10 protein-coding genes and 1 pseudogene are annotated in these 10,163 nt (G+C 46.9%); 10 read left to right on the plus strand and 1 reads right to left on the minus strand.

Annotated features, from left to right (window positions below):
- The first annotated feature begins 326 nt into the window (after nt 1-326).
- Both nac and cbl read left to right on the plus strand, forming a co-directional pair.
- On the plus strand, nt 327-1,244 hold the full coding sequence (gene nac, locus FDX11_RS24460) for a nitrogen assimilation transcriptional regulator NAC (RefSeq protein ID WP_137398659.1): 918 nt from the start codon (nt 327-329) through the stop codon (nt 1,242-1,244).
- A 101-nt stretch (nt 1,245-1,345) separates the two neighbouring features.
- Nucleotides 1,346-2,296 carry an HTH-type transcriptional regulator Cbl gene (gene cbl / locus FDX11_RS24465; protein WP_079224650.1) on the plus strand — a complete coding sequence of 317 codons (951 nt, stop codon included), beginning with the start codon at nt 1,346-1,348 and terminating at the stop codon, nt 2,294-2,296.
- Nucleotides 2,297-2,401: 105 nt separating this feature from the next.
- Here the strand turns inward: cbl and FDX11_RS24470 are convergent, their stop codons facing one another.
- Nucleotides 2,402-3,274, minus strand: coding sequence for a LysR family transcriptional regulator (locus FDX11_RS24470; protein ID WP_137398660.1), 873 nt, complete (start codon nt 3,272-3,274; stop codon nt 2,402-2,404).
- A 108-nt stretch (nt 3,275-3,382) separates the two neighbouring features.
- Here FDX11_RS24470 and FDX11_RS24475 point away from each other — a divergent pair, with 108 nt between their 5' ends.
- The 8 genes and pseudogenes from FDX11_RS24475 to FDX11_RS24510 form a co-directional block, all read left to right on the plus strand.
- The gene (locus FDX11_RS24475) at nt 3,383-4,573 is read left to right on the plus strand and encodes an MFS transporter (RefSeq protein ID WP_079224648.1); all 1,191 of its coding nucleotides are present in this window, start codon (nt 3,383-3,385) and stop codon (nt 4,571-4,573) included.
- A complete protein-coding gene (locus tag FDX11_RS24480; RefSeq protein WP_137398661.1) occupies nt 4,570-5,001 on the plus strand; it encodes an FAD/NAD(P)-binding protein in 432 nt (143 codons plus the stop codon). The genes FDX11_RS24475 and FDX11_RS24480 overlap by 4 nt, the downstream gene beginning before the upstream one ends.
- A gap of 240 nt (nt 5,002-5,241) precedes the next feature.
- Nucleotides 5,242-6,582, plus strand: a complete 1,341-nt coding sequence (locus FDX11_RS24485; protein ID WP_137398662.1) for a hypothetical protein — start codon at nt 5,242-5,244, stop codon at nt 6,580-6,582.
- 15 nt (nt 6,583-6,597) lie between these two features.
- The gene (locus tag FDX11_RS24490) at nt 6,598-6,801 is read left to right on the plus strand and encodes a 2-hydroxymuconate tautomerase family protein (protein WP_038639801.1); all 204 of its coding nucleotides are present in this window, start codon (nt 6,598-6,600) and stop codon (nt 6,799-6,801) included.
- A gap of 159 nt (nt 6,802-6,960) precedes the next feature.
- Nucleotides 6,961-7,599: a 2OG-Fe dioxygenase family protein gene (locus tag FDX11_RS24495; protein WP_042309146.1), complete on the plus strand. Its 639-nt coding sequence runs from the start codon at nt 6,961-6,963 to the stop codon at nt 7,597-7,599.
- On the plus strand, nt 7,599-8,831 hold the full coding sequence (locus FDX11_RS24500; protein ID WP_137398663.1) for an acetyl-CoA carboxylase biotin carboxylase subunit family protein: 1,233 nt from the start codon (nt 7,599-7,601) through the stop codon (nt 8,829-8,831). The genes FDX11_RS24495 and FDX11_RS24500 overlap by 1 nt, the downstream gene beginning before the upstream one ends.
- 65 nt (nt 8,832-8,896) lie before the next feature.
- A complete protein-coding gene (locus FDX11_RS24505) occupies nt 8,897-9,922 on the plus strand; it encodes an AbrB family transcriptional regulator (RefSeq protein WP_061381753.1) in 1,026 nt (341 codons plus the stop codon).
- Between the two features lie 51 nt (nt 9,923-9,973).
- Nucleotides 9,974-10,080, plus strand: a pseudogene (locus tag FDX11_RS24510) (type II toxin-antitoxin system PemK/MazF family toxin); the annotation flags it as partial.
- Nucleotides 10,081-10,163: the final 83 nt, after the last annotated feature.

Raw genomic sequence — 10,163 nt, forward strand, 5'->3', positions numbered from 1 at the left:
AATCGTGTGAACGAGGCGCATATTAGCGAGGGTGATGAAGGTTGTCAAAGGACGAAATGCAATTGTGCGTTCGTTTGCTGACAAAATCAGCAAAGCGGCGAACTTTCCGTCTTTTTATGCTTTTGCCCCATTCTGGTGCGTATCTACCTTTTCCAGGGCAGCCACAGTCATCTGTATAAGCGTACAAAAAATGTCGTTCTTCATTTTGCTCCTTACCTGACGCGGCGTCAGCGTAAAACGCCGCTTCAGACGAAACTGGCAAGTATCTTGCAATCCTGAATCACATGACTGCCAGCACGGGTTCTGGTATTCCGACAGGAGGCAAAATGAACTTCAGACGACTGAAATATTTTGTAAAAATCGTCGATATTGGTAGCCTGACCCAGGCAGCGGAAGTGTTGCACATCGCGCAACCCGCGCTGAGCCAGCAGGTCGCCACGCTGGAAGGCGAACTGGATCAGCAATTGCTGATTCGTACCAAACGCGGCGTCACGCCCACGGAAGCGGGGAAAGTACTGTATACCCACGCCCGAACGATTTTACGTCAGTGTGAACAGGCGCAACTTGCAGTCAATAATGTTGGCCAGACTCTGAGTGGTCAGGTTTCTATTGGCCTGGCACCGGGTACGGCGGCATCATCCATCACTATGCCACTGTTACAAACAGTACGTGCCGAACTGCCTGATGTACTGGTCTATTTGCATGAAAACAGTGGGGCAGTGCTAAATGACAAGCTTCTCAGCGGACAATTAGACATGGTAGTGCTCTATGAGCGCTCGCCCGTGGCGGGCATAAGTTGTCAGCCGTTGCTGAAAGAAGATCTTTTCCTGGTGGGGACGCGTGAGTGCCCGGGCCAAAGCGTCGATTTAGCCGCAGTGGCGCAGATGAATCTGTTTTTGCCGCGGGATTACAGTGCGGTACGTTTGCGGGTGGATGAGGCTTTTTCGCTACGTCGCTTAACGGCCAAAGTCATTGGCGAAATCGAGTCTATCTCGACCTTAACGGCTGCCATTGCCAGCGGTATGGGCGTCACTGTGTTACCCGAATCGGCAGCCCGCGCACTGTGCAATGCAGCAAATGGCTGGATGGCGCGGATTACTGCTCCATCAATGAATCTGCCGCTCTCGTTGAATGTGTCGGCCATGGGGGGCTTGTCGCCACAAGCGCAGGCAGTCAAGGAGATCCTGTTGTCGCTGGTTAGCCGACCAATGCTGGAAAACCGTGAGTTGCAGCTGGTGAGCTAAACCTTATTCCCAAGAGGAATAAGATGCAGGTTTTTATTATTTGTTATGCCGGGCATCAGACTTTAACAATAGCGTAATGTCTGATGTGCCCGGAGTGTAAAGTGAATTTCCAGCAACTTAAAATAATCCGCGAGGCGGCCCGTCAGGATTACAACCTGACGGAAGTCGCGAATATATTGTATACCTCGCAGTCGGGCGTCAGCCGACATATTCGTGAACTTGAAGATGAACTTGGCATCGAAATATTTATTCGTCGCGGGAAACGCCTGCTGGGCATGACCGAACCGGGTAAAGCCTTACTGGGCATTGCCGAACGTATTCTGAATGAGGCCAGCAACGTCCGCCGTCTGGCGGATTTGTTTACCAATGACACCTCAGGTGTTCTGACGATAGCCACCACGCATACCCAGGCGCGCTATAGCCTGCCTGCAGTGATTAAAGCATTTCGTGAGCTTTTCCCGGAGGTGCGTCTGGAACTTATTCAGGGCACGCCACAGGAGATCGAAGCGTTGTTGCAAAATGGCGGAGCAGATATTGGGATTGCCAGTGAACGTCTGAGTAGCGATCCACTGCTGGTGGCTTTTCCCTGGTTTCGTTGGCACCACAGCCTGCTCGTTCCGCACGACCATCCACTCGTTAAGACATCGCCTTTAACGCTGGAATCCATCGCCCATTGGCCGTTAATTACTTATCGCCAGGGAATTACGGGACGTTCGCGTATTGATGAAGCGTTTGCCCGAAAAGGGTTAGTGCCGGATATCATACTCAGCGCCCAGGATTCGGATGTGATTAAAACTTATGTGGCGTTGGGACTGGGTATTGGGCTGGTGGCAGAGCAATCCAGTGGCGAGCAGGAGGAGGGCAGTTTGACCCGTCTGGATACCCGGCATTTATTTGATGCAAACACCGTCTGGCTGGGGTTGAAACGAGGACAACTACAGCGCAACTATGTCTGGCGATTCATCGAGTTATGCAACGCAGGATTATCCGTGGATGAAATTAAGCGCCAGGCAATGGAGCCGGATGAAATGATGATTGACTATCAGATATAAAGCGGGCTTTTCAATATCAATTACGTTGCCACTGGCGCTCTTTTGAGTGCGCCAGTCTTCCACTGACTCTGCGGCCTGCATTGCGCCGTTGTCTGTAGCGAAAAATTAAGCCCTGGTAATAAATGAGACAAAGCGATTAAGCACCCGGCTGACTTCTCGGTTTTTAAGCCATATCATCATAGTATTCACGTTACCTATCTGTGGCGTAATCGCATGGCTACGGATAGGGAAATTATGTTCATACTGTCTGACTACGCTCTCTGGCAACAGGGCAATCCCCATTCCGGCACTCACGCAGCCAAGGATCGCCTGAAAAGAGCCGAACTCCAGGGGATCGGCATAATCGACTCCCTGCAGCCGCAGCCATTGTCCCAGACGGGAGCGATAGTTACACCCCTTAACAAAGACCAGCGGTCTTGACACCTTGAGATCCGCGCCGGTAATGACATCCCGGTGTTCTGCCGCCGTCACCAGTACCAGCGTTTCCTGACATAAAATGTGCAATTGCAGAGGCGAATTTTCCGTGTGCAGTCCCTGATGATCGGCAACGAAAGCGATTTCCAGTTCATTGTTCAGGATGTGCTGCACCAGTACCTCCGTGGGGGAGGTTTTCAGGTTTAGCTCAACGGAAGGCATTTCGCGGTGGAAATTCGCCAGTATCGAAGGCAGACGTACCGCTGCGGTCGTTTCCATTGCGCCGATGCGTAACGGCCCCGCCACTTTTGTTCCATGCATGGACAATTCCGCTTCGTGTAACAGGGCCAGAATTTTGTTGGCATAGCGAAGAAGAAGCTCGCCTTCAGGGGTGATGTAGAGACGATTTTTCTCACGGACAAACAGAGATACGTCAAGGCTGGCTTCCAGCTGTTTGAGACGGGTTGTGACATTCGATGAAACGCAGTGCAGACTACGTGCAGCAGCGGATATGGAACCCGTTTCCGCAACCGTTTTAAACAAATTAAGCGAGGTACTGTTCATAGAAGGCATTACCTAAAGTGAATGTTTTCGTCATTTTTATTAACTTTTTATTATCATTTCCCTGTGTAATATAACAATCAAACTTAATTCGTCTTTTGAGGCCAAAAAATGGATCTCGATCACAGTGCTGTTGGCCATCGTCAGTTGAGTACTGCTGTATTTGGTATGATCGTCTTGACCTTAGGAATGGGAATTGGGCGTTTTTTATATACCCCTATGCTTCCCGTTATGCTTCATGAAGGGCTTTTTACCTTTTCGCAATTATCCTTAATTGCCAGCGCAAACTATGCAGGTTACCTCGTCGGCAGTCTCCTTTTCTCCTTCGGTATTTTCAACGCAATCAATAAGTTAAGAATGCTGTTACTGGCTTCAGCGTTACTCACAGCCCTGCTGATTTTTTTGATGGCACAAGTGACTCAGCCTGAAATTATTCTGTTAATCAGATTCCTTGCGGGTGTGGCAAGCGCGGGAATGATGATATTTGGTTCAATGCTGGTGCTCCAGCATACCCATAATCCTTTTGTTATCGCCTCACTGTTTTCAGGCGTAGGAATAGGCATTTTTATCGGTAATGAATATGTCATTGCTGGCGTGTCTTACGCGTTAGATTCACGCTTGTTGTGGATTGGCGCTTCCATACTTTCAACGATATTTTTCGTCATCCTGGTAATTTTATTGCCGAAAGATAAGCATATGATCCCCCCGGTAAAAGCAGTCGTAAGTGCGGAACCTGAAATCCAGTGGTGGAATTTAGCCTTACTGTATGGTCTGGCCGGATTCGGCTATATCATTGTCGCTACATACTTACCGTTAATGGCCCGGGGGGTTGGCAACACCTTTTTAGCCGACCATATCTGGTCCATTGTCGGTCTTGCCGTTATTCCTGGATGCTATGGCTGGTTATGGGCTGCGCGCAAGTGGAATATATTATCCTGCCTAAGTGTTAACTTAATTGTTCAGGCGAGTTGCGTAGTCATGGCCATATTTATTAACTCACCACTGCTACTAACCATTAGCTGTATTGGTTTTGGCGGCACATTCATGGGGACCAGTTCTTTGGTCATGCCGCTGGCAAGAAAAATAAGGGCACCAAAAAATATTAACCTTCTTGGCCTCGTTACGCTGACTTATGGGGTCGGGCAGATCGTCGGTCCATTAATTGTCAGTGCTTTCCAGAGCAATAAAAATGGAATGACCTATTCCATATTATTGGGTGCAGCCTCGTTATTCATCGCAGCAGGGATTAGCTATTTACAATACAGTAAAGTTAAATATTCAGACAGTTGGAGCAAAGAATGAAAAAAATGACAGTGGCTATACTGGGTATGGGACCGCGTGGTTTAAGTATTCTGGAAAGGATTTGTGCCCTGCATACAGAGTCTGCGATTAATGAACATATGCAGATCATTATTATTGATAAAAATGCCATGGGTGTGGGAGCGCATAGTTTGTCTCAGCCCGATCATTTATTAGTTAATACTGTTGCCTGTCAAATAACATTGTTTGGCGATGCGACCGTAAAAAATGCCGGCCCTTTTCGCCCGGGCCCATGTTTTCATCAATGGGCTAACAATCAGGGTTATCGCAAAGTGAATGATCGCTATATAAAAAGCGAAACAGGTAGAGCTATTGATGCAAATGATTACTTGCCTCGTCGCTTATTGGGGGAATATTTGAATTGGGCGTATGAGAGAATACTAAAAACGGTATTGTGCGTCCCTTTATGAACGATGGTTATCATCCAGGCGGGCTGGATATTGATATCAATCAGCATCCGATTAACTGCCTTGGGGAAACGCAAGAATCGATTTGGGTGTTAGGCAATCCAGCGGAAGGGGCTAATTTTTACACTTACGTATTGCCCCGATCCCTTGTCAATTCGAGGTTCCTGGTCGATGCCGGGCGCTGTGTAACCGATATGTATCAACAATTGCACCATCGCAATGTTCAGCATGAGGTTGTCATTAATGCAGACTGAGCAAATCCAGACGCACGGTAATCTCTGGCAAAATCTGCAATCCTCAATGATTGTGATCTCATTGGGTGTTTTCCTTGCATCCTGTGTGCTCGCCGGTAAATATCCCTTGATGTCTGCTTTAGCACTCGTTGCGTCAATATTGTATATCCTGTCAACTTTTTCATTCTGGTGGAAAAAATCATCGGCAAGAAGTGGGATACTCATTTTTCTCGCTTCGATGATTTTTCTACTGACAGCAAACAAGAGTGGGGAACTTAACCTCCTCGCTGTATTTGTACGATATTCAGACGTCATGCTCTTGCTGGTGGGGATTGCATTACTCCGGCAGGTGATGAACGCGATAAATTTTAACGCTGCGCTGGGGGCATATTTACTGCAGAAAAAACCGTCTCGAGTCACATTGTCCATTACGTTGCTGACCGCTTTTTTAACCTGGCCAATGAGCCTTGGGGCCATTCCGCTCCTGTTTGATAGCCTGAAAAAAGTGGTTCAACCGAAGTTTAACCTGGCGAAGATTGTCACTCGTACGGTATGTATCACGATGGTTTTAATGCCGACGACTATTGGTGCTGCGGCAGTATGGGCAGCTATGCCGGATATCCCTCATGTTCCGGCGATGCTGGTCGGCATTCCCCTGTTTTTATTCAGTATCCTGTTAAACCAGAAATCGCGTGTCCAACTGGTTGCCGAAGATAGTCATACGGTTTCTGACCGCGGCAATATGACCTCGATTCTTGCTTTTATCGGCTTGTTTTGGGGAAGCTTTATTCTATCTTTGAGCGTGCTGGGGTTGAATCCTTTGCAGAGCATCACCTTCACGGCAGTTGTTCTTTTTATCGTCAGCCATTTTGTGAATCGCAAAAAGCAGTGGGCACAACAACTGTCTGAATCTGCTCAGGGGATCTCCGGCGAAGTGGTATTACTCCTGGCATGTAGCCTATTAACATCGGTATGTATGATGTTATTTGCAAACATCCCGCAAGGCATTACAGCGTTTGTTAGCGGTCTTACAACTTTTCAGTGCTATGCCATTATTTTATTTGTTCTGCCCTTGCCTGGTATCCTCGGTATTCATCCCCTAATTATATTTAGCGTGTCGTGGTCGATTTTTTCCGACTATCTTTCCGGCAGCGTGGTGGATTATCAGATTTGGATTTGCCTTTTTATTGCTACGCAACTGCTATCTCCGGTATCGATAAACGCAATTTTTGCTGCTAACAGCCTTAATGTTTCTCCCGGCAGAACCAGTTTCCAGATGCATTATGGTTATGTTCTGCTGTTTAACCTGTTTGCGCTTAGCTACCTCGGCGCATTATCCACAATCATTTAGTTTACAGGAGTTGTTATGCCCTACGTAAATATTAAGATCACTAAAGAAGGTGTGACCGATAAACAAAAGAAACAGCTGATGGAAGGTGCGACTCAGCTACTGGTGGATGTGCTTAATAAAAACCCTGCTACAACCATTGTGGTTATTGACGAAGTCGATACCGATAACTGGGGGATTGGCGGCGTACCGGTGACCGAGTTGCGTAAAAAAAGCCAGTAATAGTGAATGTGATGGCGGGGGAACGTGCGTTCCTCGCCTGATATCCGCAGTCATCGTATTTTGCCCAAGATGCAGGTAATGATATTGGCCCTTGCCGGTGTCATAAGTTGAGAAAAATAACCAACATACATTATTGTCTCTTTTCTGAGGATGTCATATATGCATGCTTATCATCATATACGTTTGGGTAATACCTCGATTAATGTTAAAAAAAGCTTTGATGAGTTGCTACCTGATCCCTGGCTTAAAGCTGAAGATGGAAAATTTCGTTTTCGAAGTTATCTTCAGGCAAAAGCAGGGTGTGAAAAATATTTTAGTTTGTGTGAGGCCGGAGTTTTCTTTCAGTCTGAAAAAGTTAATACGTATTCAGGTGGTATCAGCAGAAAGTATCCAGAAATAAAACAGGATGTTGCCGAAGAAGTTATGAATCTGGTATTTAGCAAATTACTGCCATTGCTACCGAAGGAGAACTATAACGTAGGTATTCATCAAATAAGAATTACAACACATGATCGACAACCGGGCTATCCAGCTCCGGAAGGTATACATCAGGATGGCTTTAAGTTCATTGCCGTCTATTGCAGCGAAATGGAAAATATCGCCGGTGGCGATACTACGTTAATCCCTCATCACGACGGCGGAAATGACGCAACAACCTTCAAAATTCTGGCGGGGGAGGCGATCATTTTCAATGATGTTAATTATCTGCATTATACCGCACCTATCGTACCGCTGTTGCCCGGGAAAGGATTTCGGGATGTGTTTGTCATTACGTTTGATATCGAGAGTGAAAAATAATGAACATCTTACTGTGCCCACCCAAAATTCTTTTACAACACTCGCCAAACGCCTGGCATGAACTCCAGCAATCAACGCCGTTAGTGATAGCCACCTGCGCTAGTCAAAAAGCGGCGATCTTGCATCATATGGGGAATGATTTTACCTTTCTGTTTTATGAAAACTTTAACGATAATCCCCTGGTAGAACTGGATATTTATCATTATGCTCGTTCGAACAACGCCAGCGGTATTTACTTCCTGGCTGAAATTGATGTGCTCAGAGCGGCAAGGATCAGCGATCGTTTAGGTTTAACGCAGGGGCGTGAGAATGCGGTGATCCTGTTTCGCGATAAGTTTCTGATGAAATCCCGTGTGCAGCAATATCAGTTACCGATTCCAGCAATGGCTCGCGTGGGAAATGCGACGGCAATGGCCTCATTTATTGCGCAACAAGGATATCCCTGCGTGATAAAACCAAATGATGGACGTGGATCTCTGGGAGTGGTGGTTTTAAAAAATGAAGGTCAGTTATTTAAATATCTGGCGCAGATGAAATCCTCTGAATACCATAATTTGTTAATCGAGAAGTTTATCGAATGTGAGGCTTATCAGATCAACGCGTTGTATCTGCATGGGAAAACCATATTTATTTCCGCCTCTCGGGCCACGGTATCTTGTCTTGATTTTCTATCAGGGCAAACCTTAGGGCTGGTCATGGAAGATGATAATTCACTACACCAGAAGTTGATTGACTATACAAAATACCTTGCGAAAGAAGTCTTCCCTATTGAGAAAAACACCTTACTTCATCTTGAGGTATTTGTGGATCAGGGCGGTAATATTATTTTCGGCGAGCTTGCCTGCCGGTTAGGCGGATGTTTCGTTAATGAAGAATTAGGTGCGGCGTTTGGCCTCGATCCGCGTATGACATGGCTGAAGGCCTGTCTGAACGAAACGTATCCGCGGGATTTAGCGCAAAGAATACCTGTTATCCGGGTTGGACAACTGAATGTGCCGCCTTCTCAAGGAACCTTACAGGCTATTGCGGATAAATGTCCGTTACCTTTTGTGATCAATTATCGGGCTACAGGTGTTGTCGGACGTCATTACGATGTGATGAAACTGACGAATGGTGAGATTGTCAGTGCTATTGTTGAAGGTGAGTCCAGTCGCGAAATTGAGGAACATCTTGCGATGCTAACGCAATGGGTGATCGATAATACGCATTGGGTTAAAGATACGGTGCACTGAATATATTCATGACGGTGCCGGCGAAAACTATTGTTATCTGAACAACCGGCCAGGAGAGGTACTGGATGAGAGTATTGGCAGGTATTATCCTCTGTTTTCTCGTCGGGCAGGGATTCACTTTCTGTAACGTTCCACTGGGCATGATGTTTGGTGCCCTTTTTACCGTGCTTATGCTTAAACGTATTGGGTTCTCCGTATCCTCAATGCCGGGGAGTATCACGGTTATCCAGCTTTCTCTCGGAATCTCGATAGGGATTATGTTCAGAGATTTTTCATATGGCGAACATCGACAGATAAGCCTTTTGTTTGCTTTGTTATTACTCTGCTTATCTTTACAATTTACCTTGAGTTACTTCTGGTGTGTGCGGCGGTTAGGCTGGAGTAAAGAAGAGGCGCTTTTAGGTGCGGTGCCAGGAGCGATGGCGGCGGTACTGGCGTTAGCCTCCCATATTAAGACGCCGCCACAAAAGATTGTGATCTCGCATTCTCTGCGTCTCATTACCCTGACGTTTCTGGCCGGGTATATCACGCGTGGGGCATCTGCAGATATTCTGGCAGCGACTCCAGCCGTTTTTTTCTCCGGGCACAATCTGCTCTGGCTGACCGGAATGGTATTAGCAGGATATATTGCAGGGAAGTTTCTGGAGCGCTTACATTTCCCGGCACCCTTTATGATAACCTCGCTGGTTTGCGCGGCGGCATTGCACCCGTTATCTTCACAACCGCTAATTTTCCCCGATCTCTTTAACCAGATTAGCATGGTGCTGATGGGGATCTTGCTGGGGCATCATTTTACGACTTATTCGATGGCTGAATTTAGTCGTCATCTTTGGTCTTCGGTACAGCTTGTTCTCATTGGACTGGGAGTGACGATAATCATGGCATTTATCTCGGCGCGCTTGCTGGATTATCCCTTCCCGGTGTTGATGCTCTCCTGGGTTCCCGGCAGTGTGGAGTCGATGTCATTTGCCGCGCTGGCGTTAAAAGCGGATGCGAGCTTTGTTATGGCGAATCATATTATTCGTATGCTTCTCATTCATACCGTTCCAGCATTGGTTTTCTTTCGCAAAAGACAGATGAAAGTGGATTAATGTCTTCCTTGAAGAGCAAGGTAATGTTGTGGCGTTGCGGTTATTATTGCGCTTATTCGCTGCGACCAGCCCAGAACTATAGATATGGCGGCCCGGAACGCATACCTGACGCCGTTGTCAATGAGGTGCTTGCCAGGCTGGATGCGATTCTGGGTTAACACCAGAGATGCAAAAAAGCAAAAAGCCCGCTTAGTTTTCTAAGCAGGCTTTTCAAATTTGGCTCCTCTGACTGGACTCGAAC

Origin of the sequence: Citrobacter sp. wls714, assembly GCF_005281025.1 — a bacterium.
Taxonomy (GTDB): Bacteria; Pseudomonadota; Gammaproteobacteria; order Enterobacterales; family Enterobacteriaceae; genus Citrobacter; species Citrobacter werkmanii.